General features: G+C 71.9%; 12 protein-coding genes, 1 pseudogene and 1 CRISPR repeat array. Of the genes and pseudogenes, 8 read left to right on the top strand and 5 right to left on the bottom strand.

Annotated features, from left to right (window positions below):
- Positions 1-110: 110 nt before the first annotated feature.
- The 4 genes from ligD (at position 111) to ABZT14_RS23195 (ending at position 4,097) form a co-directional block, all read left to right on the top strand.
- Positions 111-1,181, top strand: a complete 1,071-nt coding sequence (gene ligD, locus ABZT14_RS23180) for a non-homologous end-joining DNA ligase (protein ID WP_356305848.1) — start codon at positions 111-113, stop codon at positions 1,179-1,181.
- 164 nt (positions 1,182-1,345) lie between these two features.
- Positions 1,346-1,873 (top strand): hypothetical protein, encoded by a 528-nt coding sequence (locus ABZT14_RS23185; protein WP_356305850.1) that lies wholly within the window; start codon positions 1,346-1,348, stop codon positions 1,871-1,873.
- A gap of 156 nt (positions 1,874-2,029) precedes the next feature.
- The gene (locus tag ABZT14_RS23190) at positions 2,030-2,248 is read left to right on the top strand and encodes a heavy-metal-associated domain-containing protein (RefSeq protein WP_356305852.1); all 219 of its coding nucleotides are present in this window, start codon (positions 2,030-2,032) and stop codon (positions 2,246-2,248) included.
- Between the two features lie 405 nt (positions 2,249-2,653).
- A CRISPR array of direct repeats spans positions 2,654-3,659; the repeat unit is 29 nt; unit sequence CTGCTCCCCGCACGCGCGGGGATGGTCCC.
- A 222-nt stretch (positions 3,660-3,881) separates the two neighbouring features.
- Entirely contained in the window at positions 3,882-4,097 is a 216-nt protein-coding gene (locus tag ABZT14_RS23195) for a hypothetical protein (RefSeq protein ID WP_356305854.1), read from the top strand.
- 102 nt (positions 4,098-4,199) lie between these two features.
- Here ABZT14_RS23195 and ABZT14_RS23200 read toward each other — a convergent pair whose 3' ends face one another.
- Positions 4,200-4,514, bottom strand: a complete 315-nt coding sequence (locus ABZT14_RS23200) for a helix-turn-helix domain-containing protein (RefSeq protein WP_356305855.1) — start codon at positions 4,512-4,514, stop codon at positions 4,200-4,202.
- 1,028 nt (positions 4,515-5,542) lie between these two features.
- On the opposite strand from ABZT14_RS23200, the gene ABZT14_RS23205 reads away from it, so the two are divergent.
- Positions 5,543-7,666: a glycoside hydrolase family 3 N-terminal domain-containing protein gene (locus ABZT14_RS23205; RefSeq protein WP_356306001.1), complete on the top strand. Its 2,124-nt coding sequence runs from the start codon at positions 5,543-5,545 to the stop codon at positions 7,664-7,666.
- A 102-nt stretch (positions 7,667-7,768) separates the two neighbouring features.
- Here ABZT14_RS23205 and ABZT14_RS23210 read toward each other — a convergent pair whose 3' ends face one another.
- The 4 genes from ABZT14_RS23210 to ABZT14_RS23225 all read right to left on the bottom strand — a co-directional run bounded on the left by ABZT14_RS23210 (position 7,769) and on the right by ABZT14_RS23225 (position 14,684).
- Positions 7,769-9,709 carry a primary-amine oxidase gene (locus ABZT14_RS23210; RefSeq protein ID WP_356305857.1) on the bottom strand — a complete coding sequence of 647 codons (1,941 nt, stop codon included), beginning with the start codon at positions 9,707-9,709 and terminating at the stop codon, positions 7,769-7,771.
- Positions 9,710-9,712: 3 nt separating this feature from the next.
- The gene (locus tag ABZT14_RS23215) at positions 9,713-11,263 is read right to left on the bottom strand and encodes an APC family permease (protein WP_356305859.1); all 1,551 of its coding nucleotides are present in this window, start codon (positions 11,261-11,263) and stop codon (positions 9,713-9,715) included.
- 54 nt (positions 11,264-11,317) lie between these two features.
- A complete protein-coding gene (locus tag ABZT14_RS23220; RefSeq protein ID WP_356305861.1) occupies positions 11,318-12,247 on the bottom strand; it encodes a hypothetical protein in 930 nt (309 codons plus the stop codon).
- Between the two features lie 745 nt (positions 12,248-12,992).
- Positions 12,993-14,684: an FAD-binding dehydrogenase gene (locus ABZT14_RS23225; RefSeq protein WP_356305863.1), complete on the bottom strand. Its 1,692-nt coding sequence runs from the start codon at positions 14,682-14,684 to the stop codon at positions 12,993-12,995.
- 235 nt (positions 14,685-14,919) lie between these two features.
- On the opposite strand from ABZT14_RS23225, the gene ABZT14_RS23230 reads away from it, so the two are divergent.
- The 3 genes and pseudogenes from ABZT14_RS23230 to ABZT14_RS23240 form a co-directional block, all read left to right on the top strand.
- Positions 14,920-15,315, top strand: a complete 396-nt coding sequence (locus ABZT14_RS23230; protein WP_356305865.1) for a DUF202 domain-containing protein — start codon at positions 14,920-14,922, stop codon at positions 15,313-15,315.
- The gene (locus ABZT14_RS23235) at positions 15,312-15,632 is read left to right on the top strand and encodes a DUF202 domain-containing protein (protein ID WP_356305867.1); all 321 of its coding nucleotides are present in this window, start codon (positions 15,312-15,314) and stop codon (positions 15,630-15,632) included. The genes ABZT14_RS23230 and ABZT14_RS23235 overlap by 4 nt, the downstream gene beginning before the upstream one ends.
- 275 nt (positions 15,633-15,907) lie before the next feature.
- Positions 15,908-16,315: pseudogene (locus tag ABZT14_RS23240) on the top strand (hypothetical protein); the annotation flags it as partial.
- Positions 16,316-16,336 lie beyond the last annotated feature (21 nt).

The raw sequence follows: 16,336 nt of genomic DNA on the forward strand, positions 1-16,336 counted from the left end.
ACCCGCTGGGCGGGCCGGAGAGTCTCCGGCCCGCCCAGCGTCGTTCGGCCGGTGTGGTGGACCGTGGCCGGTACGAGGTTGGAACCGCCGCGAGGGGTTACCCGTCGGGCGTGGACGTACCAGACGACGTACCAGAGGGCACCCGGTCCCGGGGCCCGACGGTGCACCACCCGTTGGCCCAACTGCCGCCCGGGGAACAGCGGTTGCTGTCACCGGCGCCGGACGGGTTGGAGCTGGTGGCCGCGCCCATGCTGGCCAGGCTCTCGGACCGCCGCGAGTTCCCGGTGGAGTGGATCTTCGAGCGGAAGTGGGACGGCGTACGGGTACTGGCGGTACGGCATGGTGACCGTGTGTGGCTGCGCTCGCGCAGTGGGCAGCCACTGAACGACACCTACCCCGAGCTGGTCGAGGCCCTGGCCCGACAGCCCCACCACGACCTGGTGGTGGACGGCGAGGTGGTGGCCTTCCACCGGGGACGGACCGACTTCTCCCTGCTGCAACAGCGGATGCAGATCACCGACCCCGAGCGGGCCCGGGCGAGCCCGGTCAGGATCAGCTACCAACTGTTCGACCTGCTGGCCCTGGACGGCCTGGCGACCGGCCGGCTCCCCCTGCGTACCCGTAAGTCGCTGCTGCGCCGGGTGGTGGAGTTCACCCCGCCCCTGGGCTTCACCCCGCACCGCAACCAGGGCGGGGCGGACCTGCTGGAACGCGCCTGCGCCCAGGGCTGGGAGGGGCTGATCGCCAAGCGGGCGCGGAGCCGCTACGGACGGGGGCGCTCCGGGGACTGGCTGAAGCTCAAGTGCTCCCGGGGTCAGGAGTTCGTGATCGGCGGGTACACCGACCCCTCGGGGGCGCGGATCGGCTTCGGGGCCCTGTTGTTGGGCTACTACCAGGCGGGCTCGCTGCGGTACGCGGGCAAGGTCGGCACCGGCTTCGACGACGCCACCCTGCGTGTACTGCACCGGGGCCTGGAGGCGCGGGCCCGCGCCTCCTCGCCGTTCACCGATCCGGTACGCGAGCGCGGCCCGCACTGGGTGGAGCCCCTGCTGGTGGCCCAGGTGGACTTCGCCGAGTGGACCCGGGACGGGATGCTGCGGCATCCACGGTTCCTGGGGCTGCGGGGCGACAAGGACCCGCGTGAGGTGGTACGCGAGGGGCCCGCGCCCCGTACGGGCTGACCGAGGGCGCGGCGACGAAACGCGGTGACGAACAAAACCCCACCACCCATACCGAAAGACCTGTAACTCCCCCACAATGGGATCAGGTCACTTTCGACGCCTAACGGCCGGCGGTGGGGGTACTCGGACGGGTCAAGCCGCCGCCACACCGAAGGGAGGTCACCATGCCCTCCACCCTGCACGGCCCCACGGCCGAGTCCGCATCCCGACCGCTCGGGCTCTACCTCAACAACCACCTCGGCGGCGCGACCGCAGGCGTCGAACTGGCACAACGCCTGTCCGAGTCGCCCACACACCGGGCCCGCGCCGACGAACTCACCGCGCTGGCGCAGGAGTTCACCGAGGACCGGGTCACCCTCCTGCGGATCATGCGGGAGATGGAGATACAGGTGAGCCGCTCCCGGCTGGCGGGCGGCTGGCTCACCGCGAAGCTCGCCCAGGTCGCACGCGGCCGACTGCTGGGCCGACGGGACGACTCACGGCCGGTACTGGAGATCGAGGCGCTGCGGATGGGCGTACTCGGCAAGGAGTCGCTGTGGCGGACCCTGGAGGCGGTCGCGCCGGAGCACACCACCCTGGACGCCCACCGCCTCCGGGAGCTGGCCGCCCGGGCCGCCCAACAGGAGCGCCTGCTCGACGAGTTGCGGGACCGCACGGTCCGGGAGACCTTTCCGCCTCCGTCGAACCCCTGACCATCCCCGTGCGCCCGGCCGGGGCGCCCCTCACCGCCCGTGCGCCGGAGGCCGCCCCGTGGAGGGGCGGGTGGGCACGGCGGTGGGGTCACGTGGTATCCATGGAGGTCGAAGATACCCCTCAGGGGTATACGAGCGAACCTCTGGAGGGAACCCGTGGCGACCGAACAGACCACCTACCACGTCACCGGCATGACCTGCGCCCACTGCGAGTCCGCGGTCACCAAGGCGCTCAACGAGCTGCCACAGGTCCACGAAGTGACCGTCGACCTTCCCACCGGACGAGTCACCGTCACCACCGACGGCACCCCGGACGACGCCGCCGTGGCCCAGGCCGTCGACGAGGCCGGCTACGAACTGGCCGGCCGCGCCTGACCCGACGTCAACCACGGCCGTCACCCCGGGCAACCGCCCCTGGGCTGACGGCCGTTGGGGGCGGCTGGCCACCCGTCAGAGGCGGGGGGCGGAGTACGTGGACACGGTTCCGCCCCTCTACGGCGCCCCACACCGGGAGCCCGAGCCGGGTTGGGCGGGGGCGGGCCCCGGGTTGGGGCGGGGCTCCGGGGCCTCTTAGCTCAACTCCACCGACGGAGACCGATGTTGGGGGGCGGGCCGGGGACGCGAGCGGGCGGCCACCCCTCTCACGGCGCCCCACTGGTGAGCCAGGGGCGCGCACATAGGGTGGTTACCTCAGCCTCAACACCCTGGGGTGAAATGTCCGTTCCTCAACAAGTTGCTCGGTTGCCCCACCCCCACGGATAAACCCACAGGTCAGCAAGCCTGCTCCCCGCACGCGCGGGGATGGTCCCCAACCGATCCACCACCGCCCGGGTCACATGACCTGCTCCCCGCACGCGCGGGGATGGTCCCGCCGTCACGGCGCCAAGCTGGTCATGCCGGGTCTGCTCCCCGCACGCGCGGGGATGGTCCCCTGACCGCCTTCCCGGGGCCGGCCATGTGCTGCTGCTCCCCGCACGCGCGGGGATGGTCCCTTCACCGACCGGTGGCAGGCTGACGCGCACCGCTGCTCCCCGCACGCGCGGGGATGGTCCCGTACGGTCGCATCAAGGCCAAGGCTGCGGTCACTGCTCCCCGCACGCGCGGGGATGGTCCCTCGCCCGCATCCGACATCCCGATCAGGCTGATCTGCTCCCCGCACGCGCGGGGATGGTCCCGCGGGCATTTTGCCGCCCGGTGCGAGCATGAACTGCTCCCCGCACGCGCGGGGATGGTCCCGGAGTCGGACAGCTCCTTAACGCGCTTGTCGACTGCTCCCCGCACGCGCGGGGATGGTCCCCCCGCACCCACTGCGGTGAGTCCATCTCCAGGCTGCTCCCCGCACGCGCGGGGATGGTCCCGAGCCGCTCCCGCCAGCGGGGCAGGCACGCGTCTGCTCCCCGCACGCGCGGGGATGGTCCCGAGGCCCCAGGCCATGCGTCGGGTCTTCCTCACTGCTCCCCGCACGCGCGGGGATGGTCCCACGGTGATGCGGGGGCGACGGGCGCTGATCTCCTGCTCCCCGCGAACGCGGGGATGGTCCCTACATCGCCCGCGCGCTGTCCACGATCCCGCTCTGCTCCCCGCGCCCGCAGGGATAGTCCCGCCTCGCGCTTCGAGAACCTGCCCTTCCCGCACTGCTCCCCGCGCACGCGGGGATGGCCCCCCGTATCGGCGACCGAGGGTGGCATCACGCAGGCTGCTCCCCGCACACGCGGGGATGGCCCTGTCGGATCAGCACGGCTGACCCCCGGCCGGATCTGCTCCCCGCACGCGCGGGGATGCCCCGTAACCACACGTCACCCCCACCGACAGCCGTTGCCCACCCAGCGCCCGACCCCACGCAGCGGAGCCCACTGGGCTGCCGTGGGCGTCGCTGGCTCCCCGGCGAGGTTGTCGCCGGGGAGCCAACGGGGACGCGTAGCTCGGGCGCTTCGCTCGGGTGGCTGGTGGGAGTGGTGGGGGTGACCCTGGCGAAGGCATCCGTCACCGGTGAAAGTGAGGCCAGACCATGGTGAGAAAGCTGCACGAGATGGGGCTGCGTAGCGACCACGCGTACAACGCGGGGCTGGTGTCCGTGGGCCTGTCGGTCCTCGCCTGGCTCGGTTCGCGCAAGGGCGAGGCGGCCGGGCAGGACCGGGCGGACAGGTGGGGGATCTACGTCGGGGAGTGGGCCCCGACGCTGTTCGGCCTGGGGTTGGCCCTGTCGCAGTACGAGGACGACTGAGCGGAGGAGTATCCGCGTGTCGAGAGCCCCCTGCCGTACGTGCCGGTCGCCGTACGTGTCAGCGGGGCTCTCGGCGGCGCGATGAGCGGGCCGAGGGGGCGGTCACTGCGCTTCGAGGGAACGTTCCTCGTTCTCACGTCGGGCTTCCTCAAGCTGGTCTTCGAGGATGACGATGCGGCAGGCGGCCTCGATGGGGGTGCCCTGATCGACGAGTTCGCGGGCTCGGGCGGCGATCTTGAGCTGGTAGCGGGAGTAGCGGCGGTGTCCGCCCTCGGAACGCAGCGGGGTGATGAGGCCGGCCTCGCCGACGGCCCGCAGGAAGGCGGGGGTGGTTTCGAGTATCTCGGCGGCCCGCCCCATGGTGTAGGCGGGGTAGTCCTCGTCGTCCAGGCGGTCAAGCGGGTTCTCTTGGGTCATCTACACCTCTCGGGGCACACGTCGAGGGGTCCTGGCGTCGTCAGGACGCCAGGACCCCGCTGGATTGGTAACCATCTACCGGCGCACTGAGGTGCCGGTTCTCACTGTGCGTACCGTCGCCTCTCAGAGGGCGGGCGGTACGCGGATCGCGGATGCGTGACCGTGTGACCACCTTCCTGTCCGGGGTCTGCGGTACCCGAGCGCGCTTGTCCTCGCTCAGGCGATCCTGATGGCTTCCAACCTCCTTTTCTTCTCTGATTCTGCACTCCACTCGGTACTGCTGTGGCGCCCCTCTTGGGCCGCCCGGCCCGGAAGTCAGCGGCGGAACCCTTCCTTCTCCCGGCCCCGCCGCTCCACTTGCCGTGCCGCCGCCGTTCGGCGGTACCTCGTGGCAGCTCGTCCTTGGCTGCCTGTCCCACTGGACTTCTGGCTGCACGAGGAACAGTAGCCCCATCGGCCGTGAATTTCTACTCCCGCCGTGACAGTTTTCCTCGCGGGTGTCCTGGCGAATACATGGGGCGCCCGTACGCGCGAAGCTTCCCTGGTCACCGCCCCACGGGCCGGCGACGGGAGCCTCCGCCGCCCCCGGCACGGCGGGCGCACAGGGCCCGCCCGGGCCTGCCCCCTACGTGCCGGGGTGGGACTCTCCAGCGGACCGAGGAGAGGGGGCGCGCCCTCGGGGTGGGCGGACGAAGGCGGGGTTCCGTTTCAGGACTTGAACGGCGTGAACGGGTCCGGGGTGGTGGCGCGGGGTGATGCGTTCGGCTTGTTGACGTGACCATGGGGCGCGGCTTAACTGCCGTACCAGAACGTGCCGTTGGTACCGGACGCATCCGATGAAGGAGCACCGAGTGGGCCGTAGATTCAGCCGTCGCCACGTGTTCAAGACCACCGCGGGCGCCACGGTGCTCGCCTCCTCGGCCACCGCGTGGAACGCCGGCGCGGCGGAGGCCGCCCCCGCCAAACCCCGTCCCCGACCGGTACGGGACCGGAAGCTGGAGGCACGGGTCAGGGCGCTGCTGGCGAAGATGACGGTGGAGGAGAAGTTCGGCCAGCTCCAGCAGCTGAGTTGGAACAACGACACCGGGCCGGGCGAGGGCCAGAACAAGGAGGCCCGGGAACTGGCCGCCAAGGGCCTCCTCGGGTCGATCCTCAACCTGTACGGGGCCGAGGAGACCAACGAGGTGCAGCGGGCGGCCGTGGAGGAATCCCGGCTGGGCATCCCGCTGATCTACGGGCTGGACGTGATCCACGGGTTCCACACCACCTTCCCGGTACCCCTGGGCCAGGCGGCCAGCTTCGACCCGGAGGTGGTGACCGCCGACGCCGAGGTGGGTGCCGCCGAGGCCCGTTCCTGGGGCATCCACTGGACCTTCGCGCCGATGGCGGACGTGACCCGGGAACCCCGCTGGGGGCGGATCGCCGAGGGCTGCGGCGAGGACCCCTATCTGACCGCGGCGTTGACGGCCGCGAAGGTCCGGGGCTTCCAGGGTGAGGACTACGCGGCCAAGGACCGACTGGCCGCCTGCGTCAAGCACTTCGTGGGCTACGGCTTCCCCGAGGGCGGGCGCGACTACAACACCGTCGACATCTCCGAGCGCCGGCTACGGGACGTGGCCCTGCCTCCGTTCAAGGCGGCCGTGGACGCCGGGGTGGCGACCGTGATGGCCTCGTTCAACTCGATCAACGGGGTGCCGGCGCACGCCAACAAGCACACCCTCACCGAGATCCTGCACCGTGAACTGGGCTTCGAGGGCTTCGTCATCGCCGACTACAACGGGGTGGGCGAGCTGATCCCGCACGGGGTCGCGGCCGACGGGGCGGACGCCGCCCGCCTGGCGCTGGGGGCGGGGGTGGACATGGAGATGGTCTCCACCACCTACGCCGAACACGGCAGGAAGCTGCTGGAGTCGGGGAAGCTGAGCCGCGAGCGGCTGGACGACGCGGTGGCCCGGATCCTGCGGATCAAGATGCGGCTGGGGCTGTTCGAGAACCCGTACACCGACGAGGACGGGCAGATCGACAAGCCCACCAAGGCCTTCCGGGCCCGGGCCCGGAAGGCGGCGGCACGTTCGGCGGTGCTGCTGCGCAACGAGGACGGCACCCTGCCGTTCAAGACCAACCTGTCCAGGGTGGCCGTGGTCGGCCCGTTGGGCGACGACACCAGGGAGCTGCACGGCACCTGGGCCGGCCCCGGCGCGGAGAAGTTCCCCGCGGTGTCGGTGCTGGAGGGGGTACGCAAGGCGCTGCCGGACGCCAAGGTCAGCTTCACCAAGGGCTGCGAGGTGACCGGGAAGGACACCGGCAAGATCGGTCGCGCGGTGGCCGCCGTACGGGAGGCCGATGCGGCCGTGGTGGTCGTCGGGGAGAAGGCGAGCCACAGCGGTGAGGCGGCGGCCCGGGCGGACATCACCCTGCCCGGGGTGCAGGATCAGCTGATCACCGAGGTGGCCGGGACCGGCAAGCCCTTCGTGGTGGTGGTGCTGGCCGGGCGGCCGTTGGCGCTGTCCCACGTGGTGAAGCACTCCCCGGCCCTGCTGAACGCCTGGCATCCGGGGCTGGAGGGCGGCAACGCCATCGCCGACCTGCTGTTCGGCAAGGTCAGTCCGGGGGCGAAGCTCCCCGCCCAGTTCCCGCGCGCGGTGGGGCAGTTGCCGTACTACTACGCCCACGACAACACCGGGCGCCCCTACGACCCGGACAACGACTACACCTCGAAGTACCTCGACCTGCCGCACGGCCCGCTGTTCCCCTTCGGGTTCGGGCTCAGCTACACCAGCTTCGCGTTCTCCGACCTGACCCTGGACCGCTCCCGCGCCAGTGCCGAGGCGGTACGCCGGGGCAAGGTGAAAATCCGGGTCAGTGTGAAGGTCACCAACACCGGCCGCCGCGAGGGCGACGAGGTGGTGCAGCTGTACGTGCGGGACAAGGTGGCCAGCGTCGCCCAGCCGGTGCGGCGGCTCCAGGGCTTCGAGCGGGTGACCCTGGCTCCGGGGCGTTCCCGTACCGTCTCCTTCACCCTGGGCGCTGACGACCTCGGTTTCCACACCAACGACCCCCGTGGAGAACTCCTGGTCGAACCAGGTGAGTTCGAGGTGTTCGTGGGTAGCAGCAGTGAGGCGAAGCTCAAGAAGACCCTCACCCTCGGGTGAGAGACGGGCCGGCTCGCTCCTGGTGGGTGGGAGCGAGTCGGCCCGTTCCCTTTGTCCGGGGCCGCGGTGCGACTGTCCGGGCCGGCTTTCCGGCCGGTCGGCTCAGTGGCCGGACGCGGTGTGGCAGTGGCCGCCGGCGGACTCCGGCGGCAGGTCCAGGGCCGGGTTGCGGTCGAAGAAGCCGGTGGGGCGCAGCGTGAAGCCGCAGCGGTCCACGGGCATCACCGGCCAGTCCTCCAGCCGGGGGACGTGGGTGGGCCCGAAGGTGTGCCAGAGCGTCAACTCGGTGTTCTCCAGGGACGCGTTGCCGCGCGTCCACTGGGGCACCCCGGCCCCGCCGGGGTGCTGGTTGGGGTAGTCGCCGTCCGGGTAGTGCCGGTCCTTGGCGTACCGGGTCACCCACAGGTGCCGCCCTCCGTAGGCGACACGACGGGCCACCGAGGAGTCCGGGCGGGCCAGCAGGGTGGGTTCGGTCTGGGGCACCAGGGTGTACGCGACCGGCCGCCCCATCCGGTTGTGCCGTGAGGGGTTGCTGATCCGCCAGCGCCGGCCCACCGAGGCCCGGCCCTCGCGTCCGCCCTCGGCGGCGCCGGTCACGGTGGTGGTCCGTACGGTGAAGGCGTTGCCGTTGGGGTTGTCCGGCCCCATCGGTACCGGTTGGGCCTCCAGTTCCTCCACCGTGTTGTGGGGGCCGTCCACCACCGGGTCCAGCCGGGCGCAGAACAGGTGCTGGTGGTACGGGGCCTGGAGGCCGGGGGCGACCTCGGTGGCGTAGGGGCTGTCGGTGCCCGGTTCACTGGCGGAGGTCTGGAGCAGTCCGGTGGACTTGGCCTCGAACTCGATGGTGCCGTCCTGGTAGAGGTACCAGTAGAAGCCGTAGTCGTAGTTGCCCAGGGTGGTGATGAAGGAGATCACCAGCCGGCGGGAGCGGCGGCTGTGGGCGGCCATGTCGTCGAAGATGTTGGTGTGCTTCCACAGCAGGCCGAAGTCCTCCTCGTGGATGCAGACGGCCTGCGGCAGGACCTCCGGGTTGCCGTGGTCGTCGTGCAGGACGGCGTCCACGTAGGTGATCTCGCCCAGGCAGTCGCAGCCCAGCCGGAGGGAGTTGGCGTTGCGGCCGAGCAGGTACTCCCCGGCGTCCAGGTAGCAGACCCAGTTGCGGGACGGGTCGGGCTCGGCGTACGGCACGGCCATCTCGGCCAGTGAGGCGCGGTGCAGCACCGGGCGGACCCGGTCCTCGTCTTCGAAACCGACCTGGTGGAGCACCAGCCCCTCGCGGGCGTTGAAGTCCAGCCTCAACCGCCAGCGCAGCCAGCTGAGTTGGTGGCCGTCCAGGTGGAAGGAGGGCCCCTCGGGCTGGGTGATCTCAAGGGGGCGCAGGTCGGTACGGGGCGGCCCGTTGTGCTCCGGCTCGTAGCGCCCGCACTCGGAGGGGGTGGGCACCACTCCGGTGTCCAGCAGCCGCAGCACCCGCCCCTCGACCAGGTCCACGTCGGCCACCAGTCCGCCGACCGGATGGGCGAAGGGGTTGTCGCTCTCGTCGCAGCGCAGGAAGGTCAGCGAGCGGAGCATCCGCCGTCCCTCCTCCTCGGCCACCTCGAAGTGGCCGGCCGCCAGGGGGGCGCAGACGGCCAACTCCTGTGCCCGCTCGTCCAGTTGGCGTCGCTCCATGGCCTCGCGCCAGCGGGGGTCGGCCTTGACGATGCCCTCGCACAGCTCGTACTCGCCCATCAGCACCGGGGGCTGGCCGTCACGGGCGGCGTCCAGGTCCCGGTAGGCGAGCAGCAGCCCGGAGACCACGTCGACCAGCGCCTCCGCGCTGACCCCGGTGGCGGCGTCCAGCAGGGTGGCCCGTACCACCCGGGGCACCGGGTCGCCCGGGCGGTGGGCGGCGACCACGTGCCGGTCCGGCTCGTCCAGCAGCACCAGGGGGAACCGGGTGGTGTCGGTGACCTTGCCGGCCTCGTCCAGCACCCGGCGGGCGGTGGCGATCTCCTCGGCGGTGAGCGGGTCCAGAGGGTGTCCCACGGCGGTGTCGGTCATCGCTCAACTCCTGTTCTGCGTGGGGTGGTTGCCGGTGGTCTCGGCCTGGGAGGCCCGCTCCAGCTGGAAGGCCTGGTTGCCCAGCCCGATACGGGCGTGCGCGGCGGGGCGGGTACGGCGCAGCACCTCGCCCCAGACCAGTCCGATCACCACCGCGACCAGCAGCACGCTGGGCAGCAGCCAGGGGGTGACCGAGCCGGGGGGCGCGGCCACGAGTACGTCGAAGTCCTTCAGGGCGTACCCGATGATCACCAGCAGGGCGACACAGGCGAGGCCGGCGCACAGCAGTCGGGGCCACTGCACGGCGGCGGCGCCCCGGCGGACGAAGAAGGAGATGACCGCGACACAGGTGACGGCCATCAGGACCATCACCCCCAGGGCCCCGATGTTGCCCATCCAGGTGAACAGCCGCTCCACCGGTGCGGTGGGGTCGCCGTTGGGCTTGTCGTCGGTGACCGCGAACAGCACCAGCACCACCGTGGCGGTCACCGTCTGCACCACCGAACCGAACGCGGGGGCACCGCTGTGGGCGGAGGCGCGGCCGATCCGTTCCGGGAGCAGTCCCTCGCGGCCCATGGCGAAGGAGTAGCGGGCGACCACGTTGTGGAAGGCCAGCATGGAGGCGAAGATGCCGGTCACGAAGAAGACGTGCAGCAGGTCGGTGAAGGTGCCGCCGAGCCGGGACTCGCTGAGGGCGAAGATCAGTCCCGGTCCCTGTTCCTGTGCCTGGGCGACCACCCTGTCGGGTCCGGTGGCCACCCCGATGAGCCAGGAGCTGAGGGCGAAGAACACCGCGACGATGCCGACGGCCAAGAACATCACCCGGGCCACCACGGTCTGCGGGCGGCTGGTCTCCTCCGCGTACACCGGTGCCTGTTCGAAGCCGAGGAAGGCGGCCACCGTGAAGCACAGCGCGGTGCCCACACCGGCGCCGCTGAGCGTCGAGGGGTCGAAGGCGTGCGCGGTGAGCCCCTGGGGGCCGGGGTCGGCGGCGAAGGCGACGTCGAGGACGACGATCAGTACGACCTCGATGATCAGCAACAGCCCCAGTACCCGGGCGTTGAGGTCGATCTTCAGGGCGCCCAGCACCCCGGTGACAGCCACGGCGACCAGGGCCGGGATCCACCAGGCGACGCTCCAGTCCAGGTGCTGCTCCAGCAGGGCGGAGACCTCGAACCCGAAGATGCCGTAGATCCCGATCTGGAGGGCGTTGTAGGCGGCGAGGGCCAGGAAGGAGGCGCCGGCTCCCGCGGTGCCTCCCAGGCCCCGGGCGATGTAGGCGTAGAAGGCGCCGGCGTTGTGGACGTGCCGGCTCATCTCGGCGTAGCCGACGCCGAACAGGGCCATCACCACGCCGAGGATGACGAAGAGGAGCGGTGCGCCGACGATGTCCATCACGGCGTAGGTGGTGGGCATCACCCCGCCGACCACCATCAGGGGGGCGGTGGCGGCGAGGACGGACAGCAGCAGCCCGGCCGCGCCGATCCGGTTGGCCCGCAGGGCGCCGTCCTGTCCTCGATAGGTACTGATCTCGCTGTCACTGCCGGTGGTCATACGGGCAGTCCTCCCTGGGGTGTTGGGGGTTGGTCCGGGCCGGGTGACGGGTGGTCACCCGCCCAGCGCGGCGGAGCGGGCGGCGCGGAACTCGGCCACCGGGTCACGGCCGCCGAACGCCCAGGGGACGGCCGACACATGGGGGCCGATGCGCTGGAACAGGGCGGCGGCCTCGGCCAGCCGTCCCTGGTGGAACTTGGCGTGGGCGAGGAGGTTGAGGTCCACCATCCAACGGGGGTGCCGGGGTTGGTCGTCCAGCCAGCGGTCGAAGGCGATCCGGGTGACCTGCTGGGCACGCCAGCCGTTCCAGTGGGCGGTCAGGTCGGTCTTGTCCGGCTGGTGTGCGGCCAGGACCCGGTACCGCTCGGCGTGGGCGAGGACCGGCAGGACGGCCAGCGGGGAGTCGCGGCGGGACAGGGCCTGGGTGGCGAACTCGTAGACGGGGTGCGGGAGGTGGTCCTGGGAGCCACCCTGGGCGTGCTCGGCCAGTTCGGCCACCCACAGGTGGTGGCCCTGGTGGTGGTACGGGACGCGGGCGCGTACCTCGTCGAAGGCGCGGGCCCGCTGTTCGGGGGTGCCCATCCGGTGCCACAGCCTCAGCGCCTCCAGCCAGGGGGTGGGGTCCTGGGGGAGCAGTCGCCGCGCCTCCTCGATGGCCTCCACCGCCGGTTCGGGGCGCGAACCCCTGGCGAGCGCCTGCCGGGTGCGGGCGGCGGCTATGAGACAGGCCGCCTCGGCGCTGTCGGGTTCGGCCAGCCGCCAGTCCAGGGCCCAGGTCTCGCTGTTCTCGGCCTGGGCCAGCACCTCGATCCGATGCCCCCTCAGGTTCCAGTCCTCGCCCGTCTCCAGCAACAGTTCGCGGACCTCGGTCCAGCGTCCCTGTTGGAGTGCGTTGCGGGCGGTGGCGAGGGCGGTGTCGTCGAGCGCGGGCTCCAGGGGAGCGCGGTCGCGGCGTCGGGAGAGGCGGAAGGGTGGTGGATTCATGGCCAGGGATCACCCAAGCGAGATGTCCGTGGCTCGTCAAGCCGGTCACGGTAATTGACAGGGACCTCCCGTTCACCCTGAGCGACGTTCCCGGGGGTGTGCGTTCCGGTCAACTCCCCTACGGGATAAGGGATGTGAGGCCGACTCAGTGCGGGCTCCCAGGCATGTTCCGGTAGATGTGGAGGATCTGAGGGTGCGTGATCCACCGCCTGGGCCACGGGGTCAGGGCCCCCGGACCAGCACCCCGCGCGTCACCGCCCCACCGGTGACGCGCATCGCGGCGAAGGCCCCTCGGGGTGGTGGAGCCACCCGGAGCCGCGTCCCACCACGAAGCCCCCTCGCGGCAGGGCCCACGGCGGACGCGACTGATCGGACACCCGACATCCGCTACTCCGTACCGCGTCCCACCACCGAGACCGGCACCCCGCACGTCACCACCCAGCAGAGCACCGACGCCGGCGAACCGGTGGCGCACCGGGTCCGCGTACGCCCTCCCCCTGCGCCACCACGTCCGCGCGGACGACCCGCCGGCCCGTGCGTCCAGGGGGTGCTATGTGGATCTCGGGAGACCAGTGGGCGCGTTCTGGTGTCCCGCGCCAGCGGCAGAGCGGGGCGGAGGAGGAGTCAGGGGCACGTCGGCGGTAGCGGCCCTCAGCGACGCCCACGGCGACAGGTCGGCGGCAAACGCGGCGCGCGAGGTGACCCCGCGCGCGCTCCCTGATCTCCCAGGATCCGAACGACGCCCCTAGCCCACGGCCTTGGCCGCCGCCCGTCCGGCGGTGCGGCCGGAGAACAGGCAGCCGCCCAGGAAGGTGCCCTCCAGGGAGCGGTAGCCGTGCACCCCTCCCCCGCCGAAGCCGGCCGCCTCACCGGCCGCGTACACCCCCGACAGGGGCTGGCCGTCCTCGCCCAGCACCCGCGCGGACAGGTCCGTCTCCAGTCCGCCGAGGGTCTTGCGGGTGAGGATGTTGAGCCGTACGGCGATCAGCGGGCCGGCCTTGGGGTCCAGCAGCCGGTGGGGGCTGGCCACCCGTACCAGGCGGTCCCCGAGGTACTTCCGCGCTCCGCGCATGGCGGTGACCTGGAGGTCCTTGGTGTAGGGGTTGGCGATCTCCCGGTCGCGGGCCTCGATCTCGCGGCGCAACGCGGCCTCCTCGATGACCGGGACCTGGTCCGCCGGTACCCCGTCCTCGGCGGCGGTGGCCGCCACCAGTTCGTTCATCCTCCGTACCAGGGCGGGCAGTTCGCGTTCCACCACGAAGTCGGCGCCGTGGTCCATGAAGGCCTGTACCGGGCCGGGGGCGCCGGACCGGGCGCGGCCCAGCACCTGCCGTACGTCCTTGCCGGTCAGGTCGGGGTTCTGCTCGGAGCCGGAGAGGGTGAACTCCTTCTCGATGATCCGTTGGGACAGGACGAACCAGGTGTGCTCGTGGCCGCCGCGCATGATGTGCTCCAGCGTCCCCAGGGTGTCGAACCCGGGGAAAAGCGGCACCGGGAGCCGTCTGCCTTGGGCGTCCAGCCACAGGGAGGACGGGCCGGGCAGGATGCGGATGCCGTGCCCCTTCCAGATCGGGTTCCAGTTCTGGATTCCCTCGGTGTAGTGCCACATCCGGTCCCGGTTGATGATCCGCCCGCCGGCGGCCTCGGTGACCTGGAGCATCTCCCCGTCCACGTGGGCGGGTACGCCCCGGACCATGCGGGCCGGTGGACGGCCCAGCCGTTCGGGCCAGTTGGCCCGCACCAGGTCGAGGTTGCCGCCGATGCCGCCGGAGGTGACGATCACCGCCTGGGCGCGGAGTTGGAAGTCGCCCACCACGGTGCGCCCGCTGGCGGTGCCCCGCTCGGCCCGGCTGGGTTCCAGGAGGTCCCCGGTCACGGTGTCCACCACTCCGTCGGTACGGGAGAGGCCGGTGACCCGGTGCCGGAACCTCAGCTCCACGCGTCCGGTGGCGACCCCGGCCCGTACCCGGCGCTCGAAGGGGGCGACCACTCCGGGGCCGGTGCCCCAGGTGATGTGGAAGCGGGGTACGGAGTTGCCGTGGCCGGTGGCGTCGTAGCCGCCGCGTTCGGCCCAGCCGACCACGGGGAACAGCCGCAGGCCCATGCCCCGGAGCCAGGAGCGCTTCTCCCCGGCGGCGAAGTCGACGTAGGCCTCGGCCCAGCGGCGCGGCCAGTGGTCCTCCTCGCGGTCGAAGCCGGCCGTGCCCAGCCAGTCCTGCCAGGCCAGTTCGCGGCTGTCCCGGATACGCAGCCGCCGTTGCTCGGGCGAGTTCACCAGGAACAGCCCGCCGAAGGACCAGTGGGCCTGGCCGCCCAGGGAGGTCTCGGGCTCCTGGTCGAGCAGGATCACCCTCCGTCCGGCCTCGGCCAGCTCGGCGGTGGCGGCCAGTCCGGCGAGCCCCGCTCCGATCACGATCACGTCCGCGTCGTACGCCATCTGGCACCGCTTTCCGGCTCGCGCTGTCCCGCCCACGGCACGCCGGCCGGGGTGAGGTGAACAGTTACGTTCTTACTGAGGGGTATTCCGCCGCGCAAGCGCCGTGCGCGGACCGGGCCCCGGGGGCCGGCAACTTCATCCGCTCCCGCAGTGCCCGTTGCGCGTCCCGCGCAACGGCGGCCCCGGCGCCGGCCTCCCCGCGACCGGTGATCACCCGACGGCCTAAGCTCGCCCCATGGCGAGGGAGCACAGGGACGGCTGGGGTTACGCGTGGTCACCGCGACGGTTGCGGGAGGAGGGCCACACCCCGGACTACCGCTTCTCCCTGGCCAACGAACGGACCTTCCTCGCCTGGATACGTACCGCCCTGGCCCTGGTCGGCGGCGGGCTCGCGGTCGACCAGTTCCTCACCCGGCTGTCGGTCACCGCCCGTACCTCGGTGGCCCTGGTACTGCTGGTCGGCGGCGGGGCCTGCGCCCTGCGGGCGGTGCACCACTGGGCCCGCTGCGAGCTGGCGATGCGGCGGGGCGAGGACCTGCCCGTCTCCCGGTTCCCGGTGCTGTTGGCGGCCGGTACCGGACTGGCGGCGGTGGTGGTCGCGGTGACCGTGCTGTGGGGGCGGGTGCGGTGACCGGGGCGGCGCGGGACCCGGGGGCCCAGCCGGAGCGGACCTGGTTGGCCTGGCGGCGCACCACCCTGGCGTTCACCGTGGTCGTGGTGCTGGTGTGCCGGGCGATGACGCACCGGGGCGCGGAGGGTGCCGGGGCCGGCGTCGTCCTGCCGTGTGCGCTGGCCGGGCTGGGCTGGGTGTTGTTCGTGGGGCTGGCCCGGCGGCGGGCCCGGGTGCTGGCCGGGGCGCGACCGGTCGCCCTGGACGGGCGGTACGCGCTGGCCGCCGTGGGCTGTGTGGTGGTCCTCGGTGTGGCGGGTGTGTGGGGCCTGTGGTGAACCGGGGAGGGCCGGGACCTCGGATGACATGCGTGTTCGAGGGCTGACCCGCTCTGACGGGCACTCGTGAAGACCTCGTTCCGATGCGGCGAGCAGCTTGTGTGGGGTACCACTGAACCCCGCCAACCCGGGTAGGCGGTCCGCCACTTGAGAGGGGCTGTGGTGTGACCGCGCGGGAGACCGCGTAAAAAGTCGCCCAAGACCGGGAGCCGATCGGCCGGCGGCCACGTCACACCCCCAAGGAGTCACACCGATCTGCCTCGGAGGTGGGAAGGTTGGCCGGATTCAGAGCGCTGGCCGAGCAGGTTCGAGACCCCGACAGAGAGCCGTCCCAGCGGCGGCAGGCACTGCGCCGCTGTCTGGAACGGTTCGCCCCCTACGGGCACCGGGCGACCTGGCGACATCTGTGCGCACGAGTGGGGATCTCCCCGGAGGAGCGTGAACCCGACCCCCGGCTGCTGGTGGCGGCCCTGGAGGAGTTGGAGGAGGCCAGGGCGGTATGGCTGGCCTACGAGTCGAAGGTCGCCAAGCGTCGGCGGCAGGAGAAGCAGCTGGGAATCCGCCAGCCGACCGAGGTGGACGCCTGGCACCGGCGCACCTGGGGCGGCCGGCAGGTGGTCCCCTGCGACCCCGAGGCCCCGCCGTCCGGTCGGCTCGCGGAGGTCCTGCGGCGGGCGATCGCCGTCCGGGAGGGTCGGTTTCCC

The sequence above is a fragment of the Streptomyces sp. NPDC005438 genome (assembly GCF_040606315.1).
GTDB lineage: Bacteria > Actinomycetota > Actinomycetes > Streptomycetales > Streptomycetaceae > Streptomyces.